The organism is Massilia sp. (assembly GCF_032106685.1).
GTDB lineage: Bacteria > Pseudomonadota > Gammaproteobacteria > Burkholderiales > Burkholderiaceae_D > Telluria.
In genome coordinates, this window is sequence record NZ_DAMCPG010000003.1 from 180,632 (window position 1) to 206,186 (window position 25,555).

Genomic DNA, 25,555 nt, shown 5'->3' on the forward strand with positions numbered 1-25,555 from the left:
CGAAGCGGCCGAGGCGGCCGCCGCCGGCCTGCTGGCGATCCCGGCCTGTACCGACAGCGCCAGCCTCTGCGCGCACCTGGACAACCTGCACGGCGTCCTGCAGCGTCGCTTCGATGCGCTCGGCGAAGCCGGCCCGCGTCCCGGCACCACCTTGACGCTGCTCGAGATCGCGCCCGGCGGCCGGGCGCTGCTGTGGCATGCCGGCGACTCGCGCCTGGTGGAAGTCGGCGCCGGCCAGGTGCACCCGCTCACGGTCGACCACGTTCCGGCCACCGCCTATGCCATGAGCGGCCTGCTCGGCGAGGCGCAGTGGTGGCGCCAGGTGCACGGCGAGCACTGGCCCCAGATCGCCCAGGCCTTCATCCTGGGCAATACCTTCGCCGATCCGCATCGTTTGGACGACGGGCTGTACGCGCTCACGAGCGAGAACCTGCCGCCCTGGCTGCGCGCCCTCCCCGACCGCCGCGCCCTCGCGCTGCGCCCGGACGCGACCTACCTGCTGGCGACCGACGGCTTCTGGTCCTGCGCCGACCCGCGCGAATTCGTGGCGCGCTGGCCGCGCCTGTTCGCCGGTGGCGACGCCGCGGCCGGTATCGACGCCCTGTTTGCGGAAATGGAAGCGCGGCCGCCGGTCGGCCTGCAGCCGGACAACCTGACCGCCATCGTGCTGCGCCTGCGGACGCCGCGCCGCGACGAAACCGCGCTGCCGGAAAGCAATTGATTTAGAATGGGAAATAGTGCGTTAGATCAATCCTGACCCTGGCATGCGCGCGCCACGGCCGGGTCGAAACGCGTAAGCTTGCCCCGTTCCCCGAGCCCGTCCTTGCCATGAACCGTTGCGCCAATCCCGAGCATCCGCATTGCACCGTCTGGGTGATGCCAGGGGACGAATCCTGCGCGCACGGGCATCCGCAGCCGGCGTTCGCGAGCGCGGCGGGCGAACCGGCCGCGGCTGCGGCGCCCCTGTCGCCCCCGATCCCGGCGCCGGCGTTGCAGCGTCCCCACCTGCACGTGAGCGGTTTCGATCCGCGCGCCGCCGGCGGACGCCAGGTGCTCAAGCTCGAACTGCGCGGCATGCCGCCCGACTGCGCGCCCCAGGTGACGCTGCTGGCGAACTCGCGCCTGCGCCTGCAGGGCGGCGAGCGCCACGGCGGGCCGCTTTCTTTCACGCGCACCCTGCGCGGCGACTGGCTGCCGGCGTTCCTCGAATTCTCCTCGCGCGGCCTGGAGCACGGCCAATACCGCGTCGAGCTGGAACTGCACAGCCGCGCGCAGCCGGCGCGCTCCTGGCAGGCGACGCTGCTGATCCTGGTGCCGCGCCTCGACGCCAGCCTGCACGAGATCCACCAGACCTTCCTCGCCACCCACAAGAACGTGCGCGTCAGCGCCGACGACGCCGCGATCGCGCGCGTCAACGCCCGCACTGGCGGAGGGCGCGTCGATATCGACGTCGCCGCCAGCAATGCCGGCATCGCCCACCTCGACCTCGACGCCCGTGGCGGCAAGATCGACCTGGGCTTTTCCAGCATCGCCTGGGACGAGGACCTGCTCGAAGTCGACCTGCCCGCGCAGGCCGCCGCCCACCCCTGCCCGGCGAGCAGCGCCTGCCTGGAATTCGCCGCTGCGCCTGAAGGGGGTGTCCGCCGGCTGCGCCTGTTCGCGCTCGACGAATGCGTGCTCGGCCGCCACGACGGCGAAGCCGACATCCGCCTGATGCACCACCTGGACGGCGGCCCGACCCCGGACGGCCTGACGCGGCGCCTGTCGGCGCGCCACGTCCTGGTCCGGCGCGGCCGCGCGGGCTTCGAGATCGAGGACGTGTCGCGCTACGGCCTGCTCGTCGACGGCGCCTGGCCCGGCAAGCACCAGTGCGTCCCGCTGCGTCCGGGCATGCGCATCGAACTGACGGCCAGCATTCCCGGCGTCGCCGTGCTGGAAGTGACGGCGGTGCTGCCGAACGCCGTCCTGCTGCACCGCCTCGACGCCGGCATGGGCCACGAGGCCTTCTGCATCCTTGCTCCCGAGCGCGACGCCGATTTCGCCCCACGCCTGGCCGCGCTCGGCCTGCCGCTGCTGTTCCACCGCGACGGCGGCTTCTGGCATGCCGACCCGGCCAGCGGGGTGTCGACCCCGCTGACGCCGGCGACCGCGGTCGAGCGCCTGCCCGGCTGGCCGCGCGGGGCGCGCTTTTCGGCGCGCGCCTATCCCGAAGAGCGCAATGGGCAAGCGGCGCGGGCAGCAAGCCCGGCGCAGGTCACGTAGGGTGGGCGGCTCCACCCGCGCCGGCGACGAACCGATGCGGTAACGCCGCCCACGCGTCCAAACCGCGTTCGATACGAGGAGACGGCTGCGCCGCCGCCGCTTGAACGCGTGGGCGGCACACCGGCCGCGGCCACCCGGACCACCCGGTGGAGCCGCCCACCCTACTAGTGTCCGAGCGGCAGCAAGACCAGGAAAATCAGGCCGATCCCGGCCAGCAGCGCCGCCTGCAGTCCGAAGACGATCAGCGGGATCCGCAGATGTTCCGGAACGTTCATGACGTGTCCTTTCGTACGGGATGAAAAGCCCGTTTCGAAAGACCTAGGCTACTCCGAGCGCCGCGACATGGCGCACGCTAGCCCACAAGCTATCGCCCTTAGGAAAGTTCTTCGGATTCGCCGGGCGGCAGCTCGCGCGCGACGCGAAAACCGACGATGTCGTTCGACATCACCGCCGAAAAACCGTTGCGCAGCGCCGAGCGCAGGTAGCGCGGGTTGTACAGCCAGGAGCCGCCGCGCAGGATGCGGCGGGCGCGTTCTCCGCCCTCTTCCCAGGCGCTGCCGTCGAGCGGCGCGCCTTCGTAGCTGTCGTGCATCACGTCCTGCACCCATTCCCAGACGTTGCCGTGCATGTCGTGCAGGCCCCAGGGGTTGGGCCGGAAGTGCGTGACCGGCGTGGTGCCGCGCCGGTATTCGCCGCGCGCGCCGCCGTTCCAGGTGAAATTGCCGTCGTAATTGGCCAGGTCGGTGCCGATGCCGTCGCCGAAGCTGAAGGCGGTTCTGGTGCCGGCGCGGCAGGCGTACTCCCATTCGGCCTCGCTCGGCAGCCGGTAGCGCTGGCCGGTGGCCTCAGACAGCCAGGCCAGGAAGCGCTGGGCGTCGAACCAGCTCACGCCGACCACCGGATGGGCATCGGTCTGGGGGAAGCCGGGAGCCGCCCAGTCGACCTCGCCGTCGGGCTGCCAGCCGGTCGCTTCCACGAAGCGGCGCCATTCGCCGACCGTGACCGGATAGCGGCCCAGCGCAAACGGGCGCGCGATGCCGACCCAGTGCTGGGGCGTCTCGCGCGCCAGCCAGTTCTTCTGGGCCCCGGCCGCCATCGCGATCCTGCGCTCGTGCTCGGGCGAGCCCATCTGGAAGCGTCCGGCGCGCAGCACCACCAGCTCGGGTCCCTCGGCGGCGCCGTCGAGGAAGCGGTCGCGCATCAGGACGGGTTCGATCGCCGGCTTGGCCGCGGGGGGCGGCGCGGCCGCATCCGCGGCCGCTGCAACGGGCGCCGCCTTGGTCCGGGCGCGCTCCTGCTCGGCCAGGTAGGCGGCCGCGGCCCTGGCCTGCAGCACCTTGCGCTGGGCTTCCTCCTGGGCCTGGCGCGCCTTCGCGACCTCTTCCGCCTGGCGCGCGCGCAGTTGTTCGCGCAAGGCTTCGCGGCGCAGGCGCCGCGCTTCTTCGGCTTCGCGCCGTTCGCGCCGCTGCCGTTCGCGGCGCTGGCGCTCGGCCTGGGCCGCCACCGCGGCGGCGGCCTCGGCGCGGGCATGGTCGTCCGGCTCGCGTGGGGGACGCGCCGGCTGCACCGGCTCCGGCGCCCGGTCCGCGACGGCGGAGGCGGCGTCCACCGCAATCGTCTCCTGCGCCGCGGCGGCGCGCGGCGCGGACGGCGCGGGCGCGACGCCAGCCGCCTGCGCTGCGTCGTCCTGCGCGGGCGCTTCGTCTGCCGCGGCGGTCACCACGGCCTCGCCCTCCAGCGCCCCCGCCAGCCGCGCCAGCAGCGCCGACACGCTTTGGGGCCGCTGCGCCGGGTCCGGGTCCAGCGCGCAGAGCAAGACCTGCCACCACGCCTCGTCCAGCGCGGCGGGCCGCGCCGCCGCCCCGGGGTCAAGCGGCGGCAGGCCACCGGCCACCATCCGATGGATCATCGCCGCCACCGCGTACACGTCCAGCGTGCGCGCCGGCACCAGGCCGGACGCCAGCGCTTCCGGCGCCCGGTAACCCGGCGTGCCCGACGCCCCGGGCGCTTCCAGCAGCGCAGCCGCGCCCTTGCGCGCGCGCGCCGCGATGCCGAAGTCGAGCAGCTTGACGTCGCCGCGCCGCGTGAGGAACACGTTGGCCGGCTTGATGTCGCGGTGCACCAGGCGGTGCCGGTCCCAGGCATAGTCCAGGGCCGCGCCCACCGGCGCCAGCAGCGCCAGCGCCCGCGCCGGCGGCAGCGTCCCTTCGCGCGCCAGCATGGCGTCGAGGTCTTCGCCCTCCAGGTGCTCCATGATCACGAAATAGCTGGACGTGGCGGGGTCCTGCGCCCAGTCGTAGACGCGCACGATGTGCTCGTGCGCCAGGCGCCGCGCGCGCGTCGCTTCCTGCACCAGCAGCTTGGCGTGGCTGGCGCTCTCGGTCAGCTCCGGCGACAGGATCTTCAGCGCGACCTGGGCGCTGTGGCCCAGTTCCGCGTGGGTGGCGAGGTCGGTGGCCTGCCAGACCTGGCCCATGCCGCCGTGCGCGATCAGGCGCTCCAGGCGGTAGCGGCGGTTGGCCGGACCGACGTGCTGGCCCTGCATCAGGCCAAGCTCGGTGCCGCCCGGCGCCCTGGCATCCGATGGCAAGCCGCCCGCTGGCAAGGCATACGCGGCATCGAGAATCGCGTTCTTGCGCTGGTCGAACTCCTGGCGGCTCAGGATGCCGTCGTCGTGCAGCGCGCGCAGTTCGCGGATCTTGTCGATGGCTGTCTGCATCGCCGCTCAGTCCCGCAGGGCGGCGCCGCAGCTGGCGCAGAAACGGTCGCCCGCGCGCGCCGGGTGGCCCTCGGCGCAGCGCCGCGCTTCGATCGCGGCGCCGATGCTGCCGGCGATGCGCGCCTGGGCGCCGAGGGCCGCCGCGTTCACCTCGTTCTGCAGGGTGAGCAGGTCGAGCTGGTGGCGCCGGTCCTTGTCGACCTCAAGGTCGCGGCGCATGCGCTCGCGCTCGGCCGCCTCCTGCGCCAGGCGCGCCGCTTCCTGCGCACCGACCGCGCCGCCGGCGGCGACCACGCCGGCCAGCGCCGCCAGCTGGCCGGCGTCCATGGTCGCGTGCACCCGGGTCTTCATGTAGTCGGCCAGCGCCGCCGCATTCGGCGCGGCGGCAACGGCCAGCTTGGCGCTGTCGTCCAGGCGCCCGATCGCTTCGGCGCGCGCGATCTCGACGCGCGCCAGTTCCAGCGCGTGTTCCAGCTGGGCGGCGCGCTCGGCGCGCTCGTGGCCGAGGCGGCGCAGCTCCTGCTGCCACTGCGCTTCCTGCTCGGCGCGGCGCAGCGCATGCTGGCGCTCCTCGGCCAGCAGCTCGACTTCCTTCGCCTTGTGCGCCTGGCGGTGCTCGGCCTCGATCGTGCGCAGCAGCTTCTCGTGCTGGGCCAGCGACTCCTGCTGGCCGCCCTCGCGCTTCATGGCGTCGATCTTCTGCTGCACGCGCCCGGCCTCCAGGCTTTCGGCGCGCTGCAGTTCGCGCATGCGCTGCTGCCCGGCCAGCTCTTCCCACTCCTGTTCGCGCTCGAGGGCGCGGCGCCGCGCGGCGTTCGCCAGCGCCAGCAGCGCCAGCCGCGACGCGTGTTCTTCCTCGTCGAGCGCCAGCGCGCGCCGCGCCGCCAGCTCCTCGGCGGCGCGCAGGCGCGCCAGTTCCGCGCGCTGGCGCGAGGCGTCCTCGATCTCTTTGGCCTGCTCGACCTTGTTGCGGATCTGCTGCAGCAGCAGCTGCTGGGACAGGCGCTGCTGCGCCAGCTGGCGCGCGCCCAGCGCCTCCTGCTGCGCCACCTCGAGCGCGCCGCGCATGCGGATACCGGCCAGGGCCTGCAACTGCTTCCACTCGGCTTCTTCGCCCGCGCGTTCGCCGCGCTTCTTCGCAAAGTCATGTTCCAGTTCGGCCAGCACTTCGCCGGCGCCGCGCGCGATCGCCTCGCGGCGCGACTTGGCCTCGGCCACCCGCGCATACAGGTCGATCTCGCGCGCGCGGATGCCGTGGGCGCGTTCGGCATTGCCGAGGGAAAGCTCGGCGCGGTCCAGCGCCTCGCCCTGGCGCAGCTCCAGCCGGCGCAGGCGCAGGCGGGCCTCCTGTTCCGCGCGGCGGATGCGCTGCCACTCCTGTTCGTCGTAGAGTTCGTCGAGCTGGCGCGCGTGTTCCATCTGCACGCGGCGCTCGTCGGCCGCCAGCCACAGCGTGCCGATGCGCGCGCGGTTGGCGTCGAATTTGTCGTGACGCAGGGCCAGGGTCTCGACCCCGGCCACGCCCAGGCCGTAACTTGCCAGCAGCAGGCGCAGCGCGCCCTGCAGGCGCTCGTCGAACTGGGCGCGCAGCTCGCGGTTGGCGGCCATCTCGCGCAGCGACTGCGCCCCCACGAATTCGAGCGCCAGCTGGCGCACCGCCGGCGCCAGCAGTTCGCGCAGCTGGGCGCTGCCGACGGTGCCGGGCATGGTCATGAAGTGGCGCGCAAAGGCCGGCACGTTCTCCACGCGCAGGCTGACGGAAAAGCGCGCCGCCACCGCCAGGTGCTCGACCGTCTCCAGGTCGTCGAAAGCGAATTCGACCGGCAGCGCGGCGCTGCGGGTAATCAGGATCTCGGCGTGCTGGTCGCGCAGCAGGTGGTTCAGGCGCGTGAAGAAGCCCTCGATCTCGTACTCGCCCTGCGGCACCTCGGTGGCCTGGTCGCCCTGCAGGATGTAGGCGCGCGCGGTGGCGGGCACGCGCAGGGTCTTCACGAACAGGCCGGAGAGCGCATTCACGCCGAAGAACACGGCCAGCTCGTCGGGCCCGGCGGCCCAGCGGTTCTCGACCAGCACCGGTTTGCTGCGCGGCGCGCCCAGCGTGATGCCGCAGGCCGCGCAATAGCCGGCCCCGCCCGCATTCTTGTGCTCGCAGCGCGGGCAGCGGCTGCCGCCAAAACCGAACATCTGGAACATGATCCGACTCCATCCTCAGGTGAAACCGCCCCGGCGATTCTAGCAGCCGCGGGCATGTGGACCTTGCGCAGGCAAGGCATTCAAATAATCCCGATCCGCTCGACCAGGGCCAGGCTCGCGCCCCGGGCCCGCAGCGCGTCGCGCAGGCCGGGCGGCAGGCCGCCTTCCCAGGCGCGCGGCAGCAGCACCCGGTCCCCGGGCCCGGCCTCGCGTTCGATCAGCGCGCATTTCGGCGCCAGGCCCTCGACGGCCTCGACCTGGCCCGCATGCCAGGCGCTCGACGCCCCGCTGGCGATGATGCGCCCGCGCGGCACGAACTCGCGCCCGCGCGCCAGGCGGTCGGCCAGCACCAGGGCCAGCTCCCAGGAGTTGCCGTGCAAGTGATCCTGGCCGAAGCGCACCGTGGTGCGCCAGCGTGGCCCCTTCCCGCCCTCGCCGTCGAAATGGCGGGCGCCGGCCAGGGCCTGGCGCAGCGCCAGCTGGCCGGCGCTGTCCAGGCCAGGTGCGGCGACCGCGTCCTCGTCCGGAGGAACATCCGGGTCCAATGGATACACGCAGACCTCGACCCAGCACAGGCTGTCGTTGATGCCGCCGCTGTGCAGCGGGAACCAGGCGCGCGCGCTCGACACCGCGTTGGCCGCATCGGGCTGGCCCGACAATGCGCCCAGGTGCCGCAGCTGCTGCGCACCGCCCAGCAGCGCGTCCGCCGGTGCGCCGTGCGCATCGTGGCCATCGATGCGGCCGCACTGCCATTGTTCGGACCAGCCGAGCGCCAGCGGCGGCGCGCTGAAGGCCAGCAGGCCGCGCACCATGCGGTCGGCCAGCACCACGGCCAGTTCCCAGTCGCGCTCGTGCGCGCCGGGCGCGCGGTCCATGCCGATCACGACCTGGTCGCGGCTGTCGTAGCGCGCTTCGGTGTGGCGGGCCAGGCGCGCCACCTGCTGCATGCGCGCGGCGACGGCCGGCGCGCCGGGCGCGCTGCACTTGACCTCCGCGCGCCCGCCGCGTGGCCGGCGCGTGGCCGTGACCGTGACCACGCTGCCGTCGGCCAGCAGGCTGCGGCAGATGGCCGTATCAGGCAGCTTGTCGGGACCCACGTTCATGGTTCCTCCCTCGGTGTAACCAGCTTGCGTTCCTCGAGTGCGCGTTCGAGGTTGGCGACGATGCGGTCGGCTTCGTCGAACAGGCGCTCCAGGCCGTCGTCTTCGGCGCGTTCCAGCCGGGCCAGCAGCGCCCAGGCCTCGTCCAGCGCGGCGGTGGCGCGCAGGCTGTGGCGGGCGCGCCGCACCTGCTGCTCGACGGCCAGCGGCTGGCCCGGCGCAGCCAGCGCCAGGGCCGGCATGCTGGCCGCCGCCAGGGCGGCCAGGTCGAGCCGCTGCAGCAGCGCCTGCTGCTGGCGGAACAGCGCCTGCCCGCTCGGCAGCGCCGCCAGGCGCAGGCGGCACATCACGCAGGGCAGTTCGAGGAACAGGCGGCGCAGCGCGCGCGCATCGGCGCCTGCGGGGTCGAAGGCCGCGGGCGCAGCGGCTTGCGGCTGCGCGCGCGCCGCCGCTGCGGCGCCGAGATACGGTTCGTCCGTGGCCGCCGCGCGTGCGCGCAGCGCCGCCGCGTAGTCGCGGCTGCTGCCCAGGTCGACCGGCACGCAGTCGTCCACCGTCAGGCCGAAGCGGGTGTAGAGCAGCTGGTTGAAGCCGGCGCGGAAGGCGTTCCACTCGTCCAGCGTGGTGCAGGGCGGCAGCTCGAGGTTGCCCTGGGCCAGTTCGCGCTGCAGCGCATCCTCGATGCGCGCGGCGAGCTCGCCCAGACGCAGTTCGCCCTCCCCCTCGCTGGCGAGGAACAGGTCGAAGCGCTGCTGGGCCAGGCGCGGGTCCGGGCTGTCGATGGCGAAATGCACGCGCAGGCCGATCTCGGGCGCCTGGGCGAAGGGCAGCAGGTCGCAGCCGTAGGGGCCGGGATGAAAGCACCAGCCTGCCTCGCCCTCGATCAGGACCAGGCGCCCGCCCGCGCTGATGCGGCGCGTGTGGCCGGCGCGGTCGACCGCCACGCCGACGGTCGACGGCGGCAGCACGCAGCCGGCGCCCATCGGCCGCGCCAGCACGTCTTGCCCCAGCCCCGTCGCGTCGAAGGCGGGCGGGCGCGCCATCCGCTTGAACAGCTCGAACATCGTCAGCCCCGCAGCACCGAGAACACCGCGCCGTGGCGCTGGAAGTGCGCGAACGGCGCATCCGCGAACGGCCAGGCGCATTCGCATTCGCCGTCGTAATCCAGCCGCCCCTGCAGGACTTCGTTGCCGGCGCCGTCGAGGACGCGCAGCAGCGCGCCTTCGCGCAGCAGGCGCGCCGCGAACGGCGCCTCGGGCGCGAGCTGCAGGATCACGCGCGGCCCGCCGCCGCCGTCGAGGAAGTGCAGGCGCCAGCAGCCGTCGTCGGTGACCAGCCGCTCCAGCCGGGCGCCGCTGTCGGCCGCGCGCAGCATGCCGCCGCTGCCTTCCCAGCGCGCGTCGTTGGCCGCCGCGCGGCGCGCCAGCGCCAGCGTGCGCAGGCGGCGCGCCGTCAGCGGCGAAGCCTCCAGCGCCGCGCGTTCGCCCGCGGTGAGCGGCCGGCTGCCGTCCAGCGCGGCCAGCAGCACGCCGTCGGCCAGCACCAGGCGGTCGCCTTCCACGCGCCGGCCCAGGATCAGCCGCTCCTGCAGCCTGCGCCCGATATCGCTCGTCGTCTTCACATCATCCTCCCGTTCGTGGTGGCGCTTTCCAGGCGCGCGATCGCCGCGTCGCGCCGCTTGCGCAGCGTCGGCAGCGAGACCCCGTCCAATCCGGCCAATTGCTGCATGGTCGGCAGCGCCCCGGTCGCCGGGTCGCGCCAGGCATCGGGGTAGCTGTCGTCCTCGCCGCCCAGCAGCTTCAGGTAGACCGCCAGCCGCACCGGCAGCGAGTCCTGCGCCAGCAGGCGTCCGGCCGGGCCGCCCGGGTCTTCTTCGGCGCGCGCCGCCTGGACGAAGCCGGGGGGCAGTGAAACCGCCGCCGCCCGCCGGGCCTGCGCGGGGTCGTCCTCGGGCACGGCCGCCCGGTCCGGCTGTTCGTCAGGGACAAGGCCAGCCACCGCATCGAGCGCGTCCTCGCGCGCTTCCAGGATCAGGTCCGGCCCCGGCGTACTGCCCTGGGCGGACTCGTCCAGCACGCGCCAGTAGTCTTCCAGCCAGGCGCCGGCGGCCTCGCGGTCGTGCAGCCAGTCCTGGTCGCGGTTGCTCGAGAGCGTTTCGTATTCGCCGATCTCGGCCAGCATCTCGCCGATCTTGTGCGGACTGTGCTTCAGGCTCTCGAAGCGCTTCGAGCGGGTATGCAGCGGCCCCGGCGCGCCGCTGAAGCGTTCCAGGGTCTCGCTCCAGCGCATGATCCACTCCGGGCGGCAGGCCGCGATCGATCCCATCTGGCGCACCTCGATCGGGATCGATGCCTCGACCGGCCGGCCAAGGATCGTCCCGACCTGGGCGGCATGCTCGCGCCAGCCGGCGAACAGGCGCGCCAGCTCGCCATAGGCGGTATCGAGCATGCGGTAGGCATAGATGCGGTTCGGGCTGCAGGGCCGGCCGCAGGCCGCCTGGTAGTTGTCGGCGTCGACCTTGTCGCGCAGGACGGCGAACATGTCGTTCACCTTCTTGCGCAGCAGCGCCTCGCCGCCGCCCTGGCGCCAGAACAGCGGCGCGCGCGCATGCTCGGCGGCCAGCGCCGTGCGCAAGGCGTCCCAGTCCCCGGGCCGCGCGGCCAGCTCGTAGACCAGCGTCAGGGCCAGTTCGCCCACCGTGTCGCCGTAGGCATTGCCGGCGGCCCGGAAGCGCGGCGCGCGGCTGGCCGCGTGCAGGCGCTCGGCCAGCAGGTCGACGTACAGGGCGAGGCTCTCGTCGCCCGGCGCCGGCGCGATCAGTTCGGCCGGATCGCACAGCGCGAAGGCCTCCAGCGAGCACGCGCCCAGCAGCTTGCGCACCTGCTCCCAACCAGGTTCCTGGTACCGGGTTCCCGCCAAACGCATACCGTCCTCATGAGTCAAATAGCCTGTCCGCCAGATAACGGACTTTGCAAATCATGCCACAGAAACACAAAAACAAGGCGCGCTGGAGAGGCTCACTTTCCCGCCAATTCCCGGCTTTGGCCCAACATCGAGCGCAGCAGGGCCGCCGCGACCGGCGCCGCATGCGCGCCGCCGGTCGCGGTCGAGCGGCTGACGAACACGGCAAAGGCCAGGCGCCGGTCCTGCCCGGGGATGCTGCCGGGCTCGAGCCAGCCGGTGAACCAGACCGTGGCCAGGCCGTCGTCGCCGACCGGGGCGGTGCCGGTCTTGCCGTACAGGCCGGGGCGCAGGGCGTCGAACTCGGACGCGCGGAAGGCGCCGGCCGCCGTGCCGTGGTCGACCACGCCGCGCAGGCCGGCGCGGATACGGTCCAGGCGCACGCCGAGCGGCTCGCCTGCCCCGGCCTGGGCTGCGCGGCCGTCGAGGGCGAGCAGCAGGCGCGGCGCGATCGTCCGGCCTTCGCCGACGGCGCCCGCCGCCAGCGCCATGTGCAGGGGCGTGGCCTGCATGCGCAGCCCGATCGCCATCTGGCGCAGCTCGTGGCGCGAACCGATCGGATCGCTGGCCGCGATGCTGGCCTGCAGCGCGTCCCAGTCGCGCCAGCGGTAGCCAGCCGGCAACAGGCCGCCGTCCAGGCGCAAGGGACGCTCGAAGCCGAGCCGGCGCGCCATGTCGGCCGCCGGGCGCACCCCGTCGAGCGCCGCGGCGTCGAGCGCACGCAGGCTGGGTGACCCGCCCTGCGGCTTGCCGAGCAGGCTGCGGTCGGCCAGCTCGGCGGTCCAGGCGAACCAGGTGTTCAGGCTGTAGGTGAGCGCTTGCGACAGGCCCAGCCTGCCGTCCTGGGCGCGACGGTCGAGGTGCTGGTCGCGGAAGTTGGTGATGCGCGCGCCCGAACCCAGCGGATAGCTGGCGGCGTCGGTGCGGAAGGCATAGCCGCCGGCGGCCGCCATCGCGTTGATGCCGGATAGCGGCATGCCTTCGAGCAGGGCGTCGAGGCGCGGATCCCGTTGCGCCGCCAGCTCGAGCCCGAGCGCGCTGACGATCTTGAAGGTCGAGCCGGGACTGCGCTCGGCGCCGCCGTCGTGCTGCAGCGCGGCCTGGCGCAAGGGGCTGCGCGCCGGGTCGACGCGGTCGAAGTCGCGCAGCTCGCTCCAGGCCGCGGCCGCCGACGCGCCCCCGCTGGACGCGCTGGCCGCGGCGAGGATGTCGCCGCTGCCCGTGTCGAGCAACACCAGGCCGGCCTGGCGCCCGGGCGGCGGCGCCGTGCCGCCTTGGCAGCGCGCGCCGTCCCATGCGCCGCGGCGCAGGCCGACGCAGTCGAGCGCGCCCTGGGCGGCGGTTTGCAGCGCCAGGTCGAGCGTGAGGGTCGCCTCGTGCGGCCGGCCTCCTGGCGCCGGCAGCCGGCCCAGCATGCCGGCGACGCTGTTCGCATGGCCCGCGCGCACGCCGAGCAAGGTCTCGAGGCCGGCCGCGGCCGCGCTGTCGCTTGGACGGCCGCCCTGCCACAGGCCGGCGCCGTGGCGGTCCGCGAGCATCACCGGGGCCGGGGCGCCCGCGCCGGGGCGGCCGGCGTCGGGCAGCGCCTGCCAGCGCAGGCTGCCGTCGCGCAGCGCCAGGTGGCGGTAGGCGGCGTCGCCGGCCGTGCCGAGGGCCGCCATGTCGAGCGGCGCCGCGTCCAGCAGCACGCGGCGCGCGCCCGGTTCCAGCGCCAGTTCCAGCTCGCGCACGTCGTCGGGACGCGCGCAGGCCCGCCCGCCGCACACCGCGCGCGCCTGCACCAGCCGGGCCCCCTCGATCCGGTCCAGGCGTCCGGCCAGCATGAGCGCGATGCGCTCGCCGCCGCGCGCCGGCGCCATCGTGCCGGGCAGCACCAGCGCCAGGCGCGCCGTGCCGGCATTCGCCGGCCAGTCGGCGAGACGGGTCCAGGGCCCCCAGCCTTGCGGCAGGCGGTCGAACAGGCGCGCCGCCGCCAGCGGCATGGCCGCGCTGCCGCCGACGGCAACGGCGCCCGCCCCGGCAAGCGCACCGGCCTGCACCGTCACGCCCGGTCCGCTCGGACGCAGGCGCCAGGCCAGCAGGCGCCGTTCGCTGTTGTAGACGCGGATCTGTTCCTGCACGTAGGCGCCGTCGGCGCGGTGGTGCAGGCGCTCGAGCAGTTTCAGGCCGGCGGCGTCGAGCACGACGCCATCCCAGCTGCGCAGGTCGGCGGCGCGCTCGTCGGGACCGGCGGCGCGCCAGCGCGCCAGGTCGCGCGGCGCCACCTCGATCAGGCCGGACCGCGCAAGCCGCACCAGGCCGCGCTCGCGCAGGCTGTCGAACAGCGCGCCGTCCTCGAGCCGCGGCGCGGCCTCGACCGGCACCCGGTATTCGCCCGGCGCCAGCGCCACGCCGCGCACCTCGCCGTGCACGGGAAAGGCGACCGCCTGCGCCGACTGCGCTGCCGGCGCCGGCAGGTAGCGCTGCAGGACGAGTTCGCCGGCCGGACAGGCGGCCTTGGCGCGGCGCGTGACCCGCAGCGCTCCCGTCTCGCCCCATACCAGCCAGCCCTGGCGGCCGAGCAAGCCCTCGCCGCGCTCGCCCTTGCCGATGCCGCCATTGCCGGCGTCGCCGATCCAGCGCGCGGACGGCATGCCGCTCCAGCGCACGGCGAGCGGCGCGCCGGCGCGCGCATGGCCGCCGATGTCGAGTTGGGGCATGGGCTGCCCGGCCAGCACCACGTTGCGCAGGGTGACCGGGTTGGCGGCCGTCTCGTTGCGCCTGGCCCAGCGGGCGACATCCTCGAAGCGGTAACCGATGCGTACCGGCGACAGCCGGCCGCTGCCGCGATCGAGCATCTGCTCGCACAGGTCGATCGCGACCGCCCGCTCGGGCCGCATGTTCGCCACCACCAGCAGCGCCCCGCCGCCATGGCTGCCGAGCGAGACGGCGGGCTGGTCCGGCACCCGGAAGGCCACGCCCGGCAGGGCCGGCTGGAAGGCGGGCAGTTCGCGCACCAGGCCGGTGGCGGCGTCCTCCGGCAGCGCCTGCGCGCCGAGCGTGCGGGCGTGGTGGACAATCAGGACGGCGCCGCCGAGCACCAGCGCCAGCGCGCCCAGGCCGAGCCAGGGGCCGGCGCCTGGCGCGGCGGAAAGCACGGCGGCACGGCTTGCCGCTGGCCCCGATGCCGAGGCCCGAGCGGTGCCAGCGCGCAGGTTGCGCGCGCGCCGCCGCGCGCGCCGGCCGGCGGCCAGACCATCGATTACCGTCGCGATCATTCCCTGCATCTAAGCTCCCCCGGCGGCTTCCGGGCGCCGCGTCTCGCGCAGGCCTAGCCGGGGGGCGGTGAAAAGCGCGCAGATACGGTCGAGTAGACGTACATTGGCCGCCGTTTTTGTGCAGGCCATCCCGCTTTTCATGCGGCTCGTCGCAATCCGGTGGAGCCCTGAAGCGCCCTTGGCTACAGTGCATCCATCGCAAACCCACCCGCAAGGAGAACACCGTGAACATCGCCAAGCACATGGAAGCCGTTTTCGTCGTTGCCCTCGCCGCCGCCGGCTCCGCCAGCTACGTCGCCGATGCCATTCCCGAAGCCCAGGCCCGCCCCGCGCTGATCCAGGATTCGAGCATCGCGACCAACACCAGGATGGCCGTCGTGGTCGTCAAGGGCAAGCGCCTGAGCGACGCCGAAAAACAGCAGATGCTGCTGGCCGATCGTCGCGCAAGCGGGAGCCGGATTTGATCGCCCGCGCCTGCCGGGCCCTGCGCCGAACGCCTGTCCTACGCGGCACCTAGCGCCGCCGGGACCGGCACCCGGCGCGCCCGGCAGCGATTTTCCCACCCGGCTTTTCCCCATCCCTTCCGCTTCCCTCTTCCCGCGTTTCTCCTCGGCTGTTGTCGCTGCGCTGCTGCAAATCGTTTCAGATGTAAGCACATGCGTCAAACGCACCGTTGCGCCTAAGCGATTGATATAGTGAATCATCCGCTTTGGATTTGGAGAACGAACATGAAACGCAGCCTCCCTCTCGCTATCCTGGTCGCCGTCGGCGCCATGGCCTTCGCGCCGCTGCCCTCGATGGCCCAGGCCAACCTGGAAGTGTATATCGGCAACGCCCCGCCGGCTCCGCTGTACGAACGCGCGCCGAGCGTGCGCCGCGGTTACGTCTGGAGCCCTGGCTACTGGGAATGGCGCGGCCACCGCCACCACTGGATGCCCGGCAGCTACATCGTCGAACGCCCGGGCTACGTCTACGCGCCGCCGGCCTGGCGCCAGAACGGCGGCCGCTGGATCATGACCCAGGGCTACTGGAGCCCGCGCGACCGCTACTACGCCGGCAACGACCGCTACTATGATCGTGGCGACCGCTATTACAACGATCGCGGCGACCGCGGCTGGCACGACCGCGACCGCCGCGGCCCGCCGCCGCGCTACGACGGCCGCCGCGACTACGACCGCGACGGCGTGCCGAACCGCTACGACCGCGACCGCGACAACGACGGCGTCCCCAACCGGTACGACCGCGACCGCGATGGCGACGGGGTCCGTAACCGCCACGACAGGAATCCGGACAATCCGTATCGGCGTTGATCGCGGTCCGGAGCGGATAAAGGAAAAGCGCCTTGCATGGGGCGCTTTTTTGTTGTTGGGTGGGCTATCGCGATGCTCTGCCGCTGTGCGAAAGACGAGACCGCGTGGGCTCGAGAGCCCACCCTACGAAAGCATTTGTAGGCTGGGCACTTGTGCCCACGCGGTACGGCGTCAGAGCAGCCGCGACGCGACGGCAATCACTGCTTCAGGTGCTTGTCCAGGAACTCCCGGATCTTCGCGCTCGCCACCGCCTGGTTTTTCTTCTTCGAGAAACCATGCCCCTCGTCCGGGAAGACGACGTACTCGACCTCGACCTTGTTCTTCCTGACCGCCTCGACGATCTCGTCGCTTTCCGGCTTGATCACGCGCGGGTCGTTGGCGCCCTGGATCACCATCAGCGGCTTGCGGATGTTCGCGGCGTGGAACAGCGGCGAGGTCGCGGTCAGGAATTCCTTGTCCTTGACCGGGTCGCCGATCTCGTCGTATAGCGCCTTGCGCTGGGCTTCCCAGTACGGCGGGATGCTTTCCAGCGTGCGGATCCAGTTGCTGACGCCGAAGATGTCGATGCCGACCTTGAAGGCTTCCGGACGGAAGGCCATGGCCGCCAGCGTCATGTAGCCGCCGTAGCTGCCGCCCATGATGCCGATGCGCTCGGGATCGACCCAGCCCAGGCTGGCCAGCCAGGTCTTGGCCTCGACGCAATCCCACAGCGGCTCCATGCCGTGCTTGCGGTCGTCGGCGGTGAAGAAGGTCTTGCCGTAGCCCGAGCTGCCGCGGTTGTTGATGCCCAGGACCGCGTAGCCGTGATTGACCAGGTACTGGATCTGGGCGCTGTAGCCGCGCATGGTCTGGCCGCCCGGCCCGCCGTGCACGTAGACCACGGCCGGCACCTTGTTCAGGTTCGAGGCGCCCTTCGGCTTGTAGAAAATCGACGGGATCACCATGCCGTCGAAGGACTTGAAGCGCACCACTTCGGCCTCGACCAGGTCGTTCGGGTCGATCTCGGGGCTCAGGCTGCGCGTCAGCTGGGTCGTCTTCTTCGTGCGGAAGTCGTGCACGTAGAGGTCGTTCGGCGAGCGGTCGCCGTTGACGTAGAAAGCCATCAGGCTGGCGCTTGGCGAAAAGACCGCGCCGCGGATCTCGCCGCCGCTGGTCTTCGGCAGCGCCACCGGCTTGTCGCCGGCGGCATCGAGCACGCGCAGGCGGATGCTGCCGTCCTCGTTGACGTAGCTGATGCGGTGGCGGCCGTTACGCGAATAGCCGGTGCCGAGGATGTCCCAGTCGGCCTTCTCGACGTCCGTCACGGCGCCGGTCGCCAGGTCGTAGGCGCGCACGCGCGTGAATTCGCCGCCGTCGTTGGTGGTGAACAGCAGGCGCTTCGAGTCCGGATCGAAGTCCTGCGCGCTGTAGCTGGCCGTGCCCTGGTGCGGCGAAATGTGCTTGATCTCGCGCGTCTCGACGCTGTACAGGTAGATGTCGCTGTCGGCCGTGGTGTTCGGCTTGCCCAGCGCCAGCCAGCGGCCGTCGCGGCTGATGGCCGACACGGTCTGGCCGGTCTCGTTCTGGTAGACCATGCTGCGCGCATAGGTCTTCGCGTCGTACTTGTAGAGGTCGAAGTATTTCGGGTCGCGCTCGTTGGTGACCACGTAGAAAGCATTGCCGTCCGGCTGCCAGCCGGCGAAGCCCGCCTTCAGCTTGGCGCCCGGCGTCAGGTCGCGCTCGCTGCCGTCGAGTTCGCGCACGAACAGGTGGTTCTGCTCGTTGCCGCCCTGGTCGCGCGTGAACAGGATGCGGTCGTCGTTGTAGAAGAAGCCCACCGCGTAGGTGCTGTCGGTGGTCGAATTGGTCAAGGCGCGCGGCGTGCCGCCGCCCACCGGCAGCACGTAAGCGTTGAAGATGCCCGAGGCGTTGCTGCTGAACAGGACCTGCTTCTCGTCGCGGCTGAACGAAGCGCCGCTGACCGAGGTCGTCGCCATGAACTGTTCGATGGTGTAGCGCTTATGCTGTTTTTGCGCCTTCTGCGGCGCCTTGACCGTGTTGGCCGCCGGTGCGGCGGCGTGGGCAGCCGAAAACGCGGTGGCCATGCAGACGGCCAGCGCGGATACGCGTACGACATTGTGCAACAAACGCATGGGTTCTCCTGTTGAACGACGACGAAGAGCGCTTAACAAACCCTCCATGGCGGCCTTGCATCGTCTCGCCGTACGTTCGTACTGTCCTCGACGACGCGCCTGGCCCTGAAGGCTTTGTTAAGCGCTCCAGATAAAGTGACAAAATGACGCTCGGCAAGTGTTGCAAGCTTTACACGCCATGTCAACGATGCCGAAAGCGGTTATGCTCACGCCATGACCGACCTCGTCCGCCTCGAAGGCGCCGCCAACAAGACCGAACTCGCCGCCAGCCGCAAACGCGCGCGGCAAACCGGCATCCCCTACGAAGCCGCCCTGCGCGCCACGCTCGAGACCAGCGCCGGCGCGCTGGGCCTGCCGCACCTGCTGGCCGAACGCGCGGCCCTGCGGGCGGCCGAAGCCGCTCGCGCCCTAGCCAGGCGTGCGGCGCGCGACGCGGCGCTGGCCTTGCGCCGCGCCCGCCACGAAGGCGCGCCGACCGCCTGGCGCGCCTGGTTCGACGGTTCCGCCAAGCCGAACCCGGGCCGCTGCGGCATCGGCGCACGCCTGCTCGGGCCGGACGGCGAGCTGGTCGAGCTGTCGCAGCCGGCCGGCTGGGGCAACAGCAGCGAGGCCGAATACCGCGCCCTGATCCTGGTGCTGGAAACCGCGCTGGCCCAAGGCGCCGGGCCGCTGACCGTCTACGGCGACAGCCGGGTCGTGGTCGACGACGTCAACGGCAGCGTCGAGGACAGTGCCTTGGTGCTGCGTCCCTTGCGCGCGCGCGCGCACGCCCTGCTGGCCCAACTGCCCGCGGTCACCCTGCGCTGGGTGCCGCGCCACAAGAACCTGGAAGCCGACGCCTTGTCCCAACGCGCCCGCGCTTCCCTTGCCGAAGAGCCAGATGACTCCACCACCTACTGATCCCGCCGCCTGGCGCCCGCGCTTCGCCGCCCTTGCAGCCAGCGCCTCCGTTCACGACGGCGCCCACGACGCCAGCCACCTGGACCGGGTCTGGCGCAGCGCCGAGGCCCTGCTCGCCCACCATCCCGAGGCCGACGCCCTGGTCGTGATGGCGGCCAGCTACCTGCACGACCTGGTGAACCTGCCGAAGGACGACCCGGACCGCGCCCAGGCCTCGCGCCGCTCGGCCGCGCTGGCGCGCGAACAGCTGGCGCGGATCGGCTTTCCCGAAGACCGGCTGGACGCCGTGGCGCATGCGATCGAGGCGCACAGCTTCTCGGCGGCGATTCCCGCCACCACGATCGAAGCGAAGATCGTGCAGGACGCCGACCGCCTCGACGCCCTCGGCGCCATCGGGCTGGCGCGCATGTTCTACGTCGCCGGCCGCATGGGCCGGGCCCTGGCCCACCCCGACGATCCGCTGGCCGAGGCTCGCGCACCGGACGACCGCGCCTGGACGCTCGATCACATCGTGATCAAGCTGGCCAGGTTGCCGGAGATGATGCAGACCGAGGCCGGGCGCGACATGGCGAACGAGCGGCTGGGCAAGCTGCTGGTGTTTCGCAAGGAGTTCGCGCAGGAGTGGCTGGGTTCGTAGGGTGGGCGGGCGCGCGACCCGCCCACGCGGCGTTCGTTCGCCGCGAATCGATCGCGCACGACCGGCCGGCCGCCACCGGCCATCCCACGAACACCGGCAGTCAATGCATTTTTATTATCGATAGTGCTAAGATGGTTCCTTTTTGGCAGGACCATCCATGCTGCGCAAGGTGACTCCGAACCAGGCTTCCGCCGGCAACCTGAATTTCGTCCTCGTCAGCGTCTTCATCGACGTGCTGGGCATCGGCCTGATCGTGCCGGTGATGCCGTTGCTGGTCGGGCAGTTCGTCGCCGGGCGCGACGAGCAGGCGCTGTGGTACGGCATCCTGGCGACCGTCTTCGGCCTGCTGCAATTCATCTTCATGCCCATGCTGGGCGCGATCAGCGACCGCGTCGGGCGCCGTCCGGTGCTGCTGTACTCGATGGGCGGGATGTGCCTGAACTTCCTCGTCACCGCCTGGGCGCCGAGCCTGGCCTGGCTGTTCCTCGGGCGCGCGATCGGCGGCCTGTCGGCGGCCAGCATGTCGGTGGCGATGGCCTACGCCTCCGACGTCTCGACGCCCGAGACCCGCGCCAAAAGCTTCGGCAAGATCGGCGCCGCCTTCGGCCTCGGCTTCATCTGCGGCCCGGTGCTGGGCGGCCTGCTGGGCGAATACAACCTGGCCCTGCCCTTCTACGTGGCGGCCGCGCTGTGCGCCGTGAACCTCGCCTACGGCTATTTCTTCGTGCCCGAGTCGCTGCCGGCCGCCACCCGCGAACCCTTCGGCTGGCGCCGCGTGAACCCCTTCTTCGCGCTGCGCAGGCTGGTGGGGCGGCGCGACATCCGCGGGCTCGTCGTCGTCTACGCGCTGACCACCTTCGGCCAGATGATGACCCAGGCCACCTGGGTCCTGTACACCACCTTCCGCTTCGACTGGACCCCGCGCGACAACGGCATCGCCATGTTCTGCGTGGGCCTTGCCGCCGCCGTGGTCCAGGCCGGGCTCCTCTCGCTGCTGATCCGGCGCTTCGGCGAAACCCGCCTGGCCGTCATGGGCCTGGCGTCCGGCGCGATCACCTTCGTGCTGTACGGCCTGGCGACCCAGGGCTGGATGATGTACGTCTTCATCTGCTGCAACCTGCTGGCCTTCGCCGCCGGGCCGGCGCTGCAGGGCATCATCTCGCGCGAGGCCGGCCCCGGCGAACAGGGCGAGCTGATGGGCTCGCTGCAATCGATCAGCAGCCTGGCGGTCGTGATCACGCCGCTGATCGGCACCAGCATCCTGGGCGCGGTCAGCCACCTGCCTCCGAACGACTGGCGCATCGGCAGCAGCTTCTTCCTGTCGGCGGCGATGCAGGCGCTGGCGGTGCCGGTGGCGATCCGGTACTTCAGGCGACACCGGTCGGGAGCATGATGCCCGCGACCGGCGTCTCCGGCCCCGTGATGGGCGCCGTGCTGTGCGCGGCGCTGATGCACGCGGGCTGGAACGCCCTGGTCAAGGCGAAAGGAGACCCCTTCCTCTCGACCGTGCTGGTCACGGCCAGCGCCGGCCTGCTCTGCCTGCTGTTGCTACCCTTCCTGCCGCAGCCGGCGCCCGCCAGCTGGCCCTTCATTGGCGCCTCCAGCATCACCCAGGTGCTGTACTACGCGCTGCTGATGGAAACTTACCGCGAAGGCGACATCAGCCACGCCTATCCCTTGATGCGCGGCTGCGCGCCGCTGATCGTGGCCGTGCTCGGGCTGGCCTTCATGGGCGAACGGCTGGCCGGCAGCCAGTGGCTGGCGGTCGGCCTGATCTGCGGCGGCGTGCTGGCGATGTTCGCCAGCACGCGCGGAACAAGTCCCAGCGCGCGCCGCACCACCGTGCTGGCCCTGTGCACCGCCTGCGTGATCGCCACCTACACGCTGATCGACGGCGCCGGCGTACGGCGCTCGGGCGCACCGGCGGCCTATACGATGTGGATCTTCGTCTTCACCGCGCTCGGCGTCGCGGTCCTGGGCCTGCGCCGCCGGCGCGAGCTGCTGCCCTTCGCGCGCCGCCGTCCGGCCCTGCTGCTGGGCGGCGGCGCGATGTCGGTCGGCTCGTATGGCGTGGCGCTGTGGGCGATGACGCAGGCGCCGGTGGCCGCCGTGGCGGCGCTGCGCGAGACCTCGATCCTGTTCGCGACCGCGATCGCCTGCGTGTTCCTGCGCGAGCGCGTCGGACCGGGACGGCTGGCCGCGGCGGCGCTGATCGCCTGCGGGGCGGTGGCGATGCGGCTGGCCTGAGCGCAGCCGAGGCGGCGCGGTGACCGCGAGCCGCGCTACCTTCCTATTCGCGACAGCGGTCCCCGTCGCATCGCCGAAGTCCGCAGCTTCGCAGCTTCGCACGACATTCGCGCCAAGCCGCACCATGCACGCTGTCCTGTCGGACGTGTAGTCAACGGTAGCGATACCCGTGCCTTGCATCCGCTTGCATTTGACAGTCGCCTTGCCGTCTTTTTGTGGGCTGTGAGAGGACTCTGAGGATCGTACTCGTGTCGATCCCATGCTTTGACATAAACACCCATGCCCATAATGCACCGCACTCCAGATCAATGGAGATACCTCTTTGTACGGCAGCCTCCTTCAAATGATCAGTTCGCTCAAGCATGATTAATTACCGATACCTTTCTTATTGGCAGCAATAGCTGCTCGATTATTCGTCGTCATCGCGTAGATCGAACACGGATTTGACCGGCGTGGCGGATATCAAGCCTGGCGCAACCCAATGCCCCTGCGTTCCACTCTTGGCCAACCCAACCTGATCCCTATCATAGTTAAACCGACAGCCCCGAACTCACCGGCATCATGCCGGTCGAATTAGAACAATCAGGCTGCGGACAAAACAAACCATGGTGGAAAGAATGCCCATGAAAGCGGAAACGATTAACTGGCTAGCCTCGCTTCGCGCGAAAGCAAACGAACCGGGAACGATTTTCATCGTTATACGGGGGCGTATCAGAAGTTTTCCAATTTATCCGGACGAGGTATGGACGAAATCGGACGATGAACTTCTAAGCTATATAAGGAAAAAGTTTACTTCTTTCAATGCATACGGTGATTCCCACCTGCCTGAGGAAACCTAGGACGCCATGCACAGCACGACCCAATGCAGTTTCGAAAAACCTGCACTGCTGCGAACCAGCCATTTGCGATAGTCGTGCAGATTCGTTTACCCCCAAATCCTCGCATTCAGTCAACGGAGGAATGGTGCTCCACTGCGTCAGAATTGTGAGCCACGACTACCCCTCCAACAAAAAGAATTTCTATCAAAACATAGACGACATATTAGCCAGGATGATCAACGCGCCGTTTCCGCTCTATTGATATCGCGGCTTTCTGTCCTCGAGTCGGGACGATTCGCTCGACATCAGCTTGCACTAGGCAATACGACGGCGCTCTGCATCGATTTGATTCAATGCGGCGGCGAGCTTTGCCGATTCCTGTCGTGTCTGTAGCAGCTGTTCGCTCTTGGCCAGGCAAACAAGCAGGACCATGTGCTGTTTTAATAAGTGGACCCTACGCTGGCCGAATTCCGATGTTGAGCTCGTTCCTATTGAAGCAATGATGTCGTCTAACATTTGTTCTGTTCGCCCCTCGCACATCGTCGCCTCGCAGTGTCGACAATTATCTGACACCGTATCGACCGAATGAAATCGACACGGGCTGTTCGTTCAAGCAGAAAACGCTGTCATCAGCAGCTCAGCTGGTGCCTGGGCCAATCCTACTGTGGAACAGACGCCGTTGCGTTGCGCAATGATACTGACGACCATGGACCTTCCCTATGGTGCCGGTATATTTCCCGACCGCCGGCTCCGGTAGAGCGTAACTACGCTAGGGGTATGTCCGCCGGCATGCCGGACCAACTTGACTAATGACAGCGGTCTGTAATGTTATTTACCAAGGCATAACGAACAAGTTCACTCAGATTCGAGACGCCCATCTTCTGAAAAATTCTGTGCTTATGGGTACTGATGGTTTTCGGGCTGAGAAAAAGAGTGCTGGCGATTGCACCTACTCGTTCCCCACGCACGAGTCGACAAAACACGTCCAACTCCCGTTCCGATAAGGTCGTATGGGGTTTCTCCTCTTCATTGACATTAAGACCAAGAGCGATTCCTTCTGCCAGCACGCTACTGATGTGGGGCCGTCCGGACGCAATCCGATCGAGCGCATTGATCAGTTCGTCTCTTCCGGCGCTCTTGCAGAGAAAGCCTTTCAGGCCTGCTTTAAATAAGCGTACACCAAACCTTAATCCATCCATGTCAGAAGAAGCGAGAATCGCGATATCAGAGCAGACTTCCTTAATTTGTCGAATCAATCCTTCGCCCGTTGCGCCACCCATCCGTGGCTCCAGAATGAGCACGTCGGCTCTTCCGAGCCGTAGTTGGGACATCAGCTCCACACGGGACGACGCCTCTCCGATCACGCGATAAGCACTCTCTTTACTAATCACTGAAATGATACCGGCCCGCAACGTCTCGTTCGGCTCGGCAACGAATACATTTAACATTCTGCCCCTTGCACGCGGTTAGTGAAATCGGACGCAAATGGTAATTCAAAATAGGTATTTACAGTGAGTGAAGAGTTTGTTTTAGATCAAAACCAAAAGTACAACAGCAGAGCAGCATCAAATGCATGTGAATAACGGCAATCAGTTATTTCTCCATATTATCAAGTGTTTATTTATATAACCATCGATGCACCGAACTGGAAGCCAGATTGCACCAAAATGGATCATTTCCAGTTTTAAACCCAAGTAACTAAACATTCTTTCCAATAACCTCAGATTCCTTTACGGACTAATGCAACTTAGTGGCCAACATTACTTTTCTATTTGAAACAAAGATAGCCGAGAAGAAGGAGTAACAGATGGACGAAGCTTGTCTCGAGATGGCCGAAGCGCTTGGGCTAAGCGCGGCGAAGTTGGCCCGTCATGTACGCCGCTTGCGCAAGCACCTGGTACGACCTGGCGCGTCGCTCGAATCGCAGGGGGAAGACCACGACTGTGTGTATGTGGTGACCGGAGGGCTGGCGAAAACCGTCCTGTGTTTCAGCGGCCTGGAGCTGAATAGCGGCTTCGCGACCAGGTCCGCGATCCTGGGCACCGACAGGCTAAGTGGGCTGGTGTTCGAAACCAGGACCGTCGCGCTAACGCTACTGTCAGTGGTTAGTATCCCAACGGATGTCCTGGATCGACTGTTACGACTTGATGACGAGTTTCGCCAGGTCTTCTACCGCAAACTAGGCGCGACGATTCTTGAGCATTGCGCGCAAATCGATCTATTGACGCTGCGCGGCGCAGATGGAGCGATCAGCTGCGCGGCGCTGGAACTGGAAACAGATCAGTTCTCGGGCGGCGAGTGCATCGATCCGACCGATGACGTGTCCGAGAACGATGAGAAGATTGCCAATCGCATACGTGCGCGCAACAGAGCCGCGCTCGCGCGTTTGCGGACCGGTAAGGATATCAATTAGAACCTGGTTTCCACCGTCGCCCGCACCGTCACCCCGACCGGGTACACCCCGCGCCGCACGACCAGCCCGCGCCCATCCTCGAGATAGCTGCTGCGGTGCGTGAAGTCCTGGTCCAGCAGGTTCTGGCCGGCCACGCGCAGCTGCAGCTTCGGCGTGAACTTGTAGAGCACATAGGCTTCCAGGTCGCGCCGCGCCTCGATATAGGAGGTCTGGCGCTCGGACAGGCGGACCTGCCCGCCCTGCTTGTAGGCGAAGCTGGCGCCGGTGCTGAAGCTGCCCTTCTTGTAGTCGACGCCGAGGTTGGCCGACAGCGGCGTCTGGCCGTCCAGGCGGTTGTCCGGGCCCGGCACGCCGTCCACCTCCGACCAGTTGCTGCTCAGGCTGGCGCGCAGGTCGATCGCCGGGGCGCCTTCCATCACCGCCTTCAGCGGGAACTTCGCTTCCAGCTCCAGCCCGCGCGTTTCGGCGCGCCCGGCGTTCATCGGCATCGCGACCCAGCGCGCGCCGTCGAAGCTGACGAGACTGCGGGTGTAGCCGTCGATGCGGCGCGACGAGACGCTGGCCGAGAGCAGCGCTCCCTCCGCCCAGTAGTGCTCGTACGAGAGG

Annotated in this window: 20 protein-coding genes; 9 read left to right on the top strand and 11 right to left on the bottom strand. The window is 69.6% G+C overall.

Features of this window, described 5'->3' with window-relative positions:
• Both RT688_RS03790 and RT688_RS03795 read left to right on the top strand, forming a co-directional pair.
• The coding region (locus RT688_RS03790; protein WP_313703509.1) for a protein phosphatase at positions 1-721 on the top strand (721 nt) is incomplete at its 5' end.
• A 107-nt stretch (positions 722-828) separates the two neighbouring features.
• Positions 829-2,262: an FHA domain-containing protein gene (locus RT688_RS03795; protein ID WP_313703510.1), complete on the top strand. Its 1,434-nt coding sequence runs from the start codon at positions 829-831 to the stop codon at positions 2,260-2,262.
• 373 nt (positions 2,263-2,635) lie between these two features.
• On the opposite strand, the gene RT688_RS03800 is transcribed toward RT688_RS03795, so the two are convergent.
• The 7 genes from RT688_RS03800 to RT688_RS03830 form a co-directional block, all read right to left on the bottom strand.
• The gene (locus RT688_RS03800; protein WP_313703511.1) at positions 2,636-4,981 is read right to left on the bottom strand and encodes an SUMF1/EgtB/PvdO family nonheme iron enzyme; all 2,346 of its coding nucleotides are present in this window, start codon (positions 4,979-4,981) and stop codon (positions 2,636-2,638) included.
• A gap of 6 nt (positions 4,982-4,987) precedes the next feature.
• Positions 4,988-7,174 carry a hypothetical protein gene (locus RT688_RS03805; RefSeq protein ID WP_313703512.1) on the bottom strand — a complete coding sequence of 729 codons (2,187 nt, stop codon included), beginning with the start codon at positions 7,172-7,174 and terminating at the stop codon, positions 4,988-4,990.
• Between the two features lie 80 nt (positions 7,175-7,254).
• Positions 7,255-8,277: a hypothetical protein gene (locus tag RT688_RS03810; RefSeq protein ID WP_313703513.1), complete on the bottom strand. Its 1,023-nt coding sequence runs from the start codon at positions 8,275-8,277 to the stop codon at positions 7,255-7,257.
• Positions 8,274-9,338, bottom strand: a complete 1,065-nt coding sequence (locus tag RT688_RS03815) for a hypothetical protein (protein ID WP_313703514.1) — start codon at positions 9,336-9,338, stop codon at positions 8,274-8,276. Before RT688_RS03815 ends, RT688_RS03810 begins: the two co-directional genes overlap by 4 nt.
• Before the next feature lie 2 nt (positions 9,339-9,340).
• Positions 9,341-9,895: a hypothetical protein gene (locus tag RT688_RS03820; protein ID WP_313703515.1), complete on the bottom strand. Its 555-nt coding sequence runs from the start codon at positions 9,893-9,895 to the stop codon at positions 9,341-9,343.
• On the bottom strand, positions 9,892-11,199 hold the full coding sequence (locus RT688_RS03825; RefSeq protein WP_313703516.1) for a hypothetical protein: 1,308 nt from the start codon (positions 11,197-11,199) through the stop codon (positions 9,892-9,894). Before RT688_RS03825 ends, RT688_RS03820 begins: the two co-directional genes overlap by 4 nt.
• Positions 11,200-11,291: 92 nt before the next feature.
• Positions 11,292-14,492, bottom strand: a complete 3,201-nt coding sequence (locus tag RT688_RS03830; RefSeq protein WP_313703517.1) for a penicillin-binding transpeptidase domain-containing protein — start codon at positions 14,490-14,492, stop codon at positions 11,292-11,294.
• 224 nt (positions 14,493-14,716) lie between these two features.
• On the opposite strand from RT688_RS03830, the gene RT688_RS03835 reads away from it, so the two are divergent.
• Both RT688_RS03835 and RT688_RS03840 read left to right on the top strand, forming a co-directional pair.
• Entirely contained in the window at positions 14,717-14,956 is a 240-nt protein-coding gene (locus tag RT688_RS03835) for a hypothetical protein (protein ID WP_313703518.1), read from the top strand.
• Between the two features lie 264 nt (positions 14,957-15,220).
• Positions 15,221-15,802: a hypothetical protein gene (locus RT688_RS03840; RefSeq protein WP_313703519.1), complete on the top strand. Its 582-nt coding sequence runs from the start codon at positions 15,221-15,223 to the stop codon at positions 15,800-15,802.
• Positions 15,803-15,999: 197 nt separating this feature from the next.
• On the opposite strand, the gene RT688_RS03845 is transcribed toward RT688_RS03840, so the two are convergent.
• A complete protein-coding gene (locus RT688_RS03845; RefSeq protein ID WP_313703520.1) occupies positions 16,000-17,934 on the bottom strand; it encodes a S9 family peptidase in 1,935 nt (644 codons plus the stop codon).
• A gap of 213 nt (positions 17,935-18,147) precedes the next feature.
• Here RT688_RS03845 and RT688_RS03850 point away from each other — a divergent pair, with 213 nt between their 5' ends.
• The 4 genes from RT688_RS03850 to RT688_RS03865 all read left to right on the top strand — a co-directional run bounded on the left by RT688_RS03850 (position 18,148) and on the right by RT688_RS03865 (position 21,718).
• Positions 18,148-18,834 (top strand): ribonuclease HI family protein, encoded by a 687-nt coding sequence (locus tag RT688_RS03850; protein ID WP_313703521.1) that lies wholly within the window; start codon positions 18,148-18,150, stop codon positions 18,832-18,834.
• A complete protein-coding gene (locus RT688_RS03855; protein ID WP_313703522.1) occupies positions 18,815-19,471 on the top strand; it encodes an HD domain-containing protein in 657 nt (218 codons plus the stop codon). Before RT688_RS03850 ends, RT688_RS03855 begins: the two co-directional genes overlap by 20 nt.
• 157 nt (positions 19,472-19,628) lie before the next feature.
• On the top strand, positions 19,629-20,864 hold the full coding sequence (locus tag RT688_RS03860; protein WP_313703523.1) for a TCR/Tet family MFS transporter: 1,236 nt from the start codon (positions 19,629-19,631) through the stop codon (positions 20,862-20,864).
• Entirely contained in the window at positions 20,861-21,718 is an 858-nt protein-coding gene (locus RT688_RS03865; protein ID WP_313703524.1) for an EamA family transporter, read from the top strand. Before RT688_RS03860 ends, RT688_RS03865 begins: the two co-directional genes overlap by 4 nt.
• Positions 21,719-22,851: 1,133 nt before the next feature.
• Here the strand turns inward: RT688_RS03865 and RT688_RS03870 are convergent.
• Positions 22,852-23,052 (bottom strand): hypothetical protein, encoded by a 201-nt coding sequence (locus RT688_RS03870; protein ID WP_313703525.1) that lies wholly within the window; start codon positions 23,050-23,052, stop codon positions 22,852-22,854.
• A 290-nt stretch (positions 23,053-23,342) separates the two neighbouring features.
• The gene (locus RT688_RS03875) at positions 23,343-23,984 is read right to left on the bottom strand and encodes a response regulator transcription factor (RefSeq protein WP_313703526.1); all 642 of its coding nucleotides are present in this window, start codon (positions 23,982-23,984) and stop codon (positions 23,343-23,345) included.
• 359 nt (positions 23,985-24,343) lie between these two features.
• On the opposite strand from RT688_RS03875, the gene RT688_RS03880 reads away from it, so the two are divergent.
• On the top strand, positions 24,344-24,949 hold the full coding sequence (locus RT688_RS03880; protein WP_313703527.1) for a cyclic nucleotide-binding domain-containing protein: 606 nt from the start codon (positions 24,344-24,346) through the stop codon (positions 24,947-24,949).
• Here RT688_RS03880 and RT688_RS03885 read toward each other — a convergent pair.
• A partial coding sequence (locus RT688_RS03885; protein ID WP_313703528.1) for a TonB-dependent receptor domain-containing protein occupies positions 24,946-25,555 on the bottom strand: 610 nt, incomplete at its 5' end. The two genes, RT688_RS03880 and RT688_RS03885, sit on opposite strands and share 4 nt — an antisense overlap.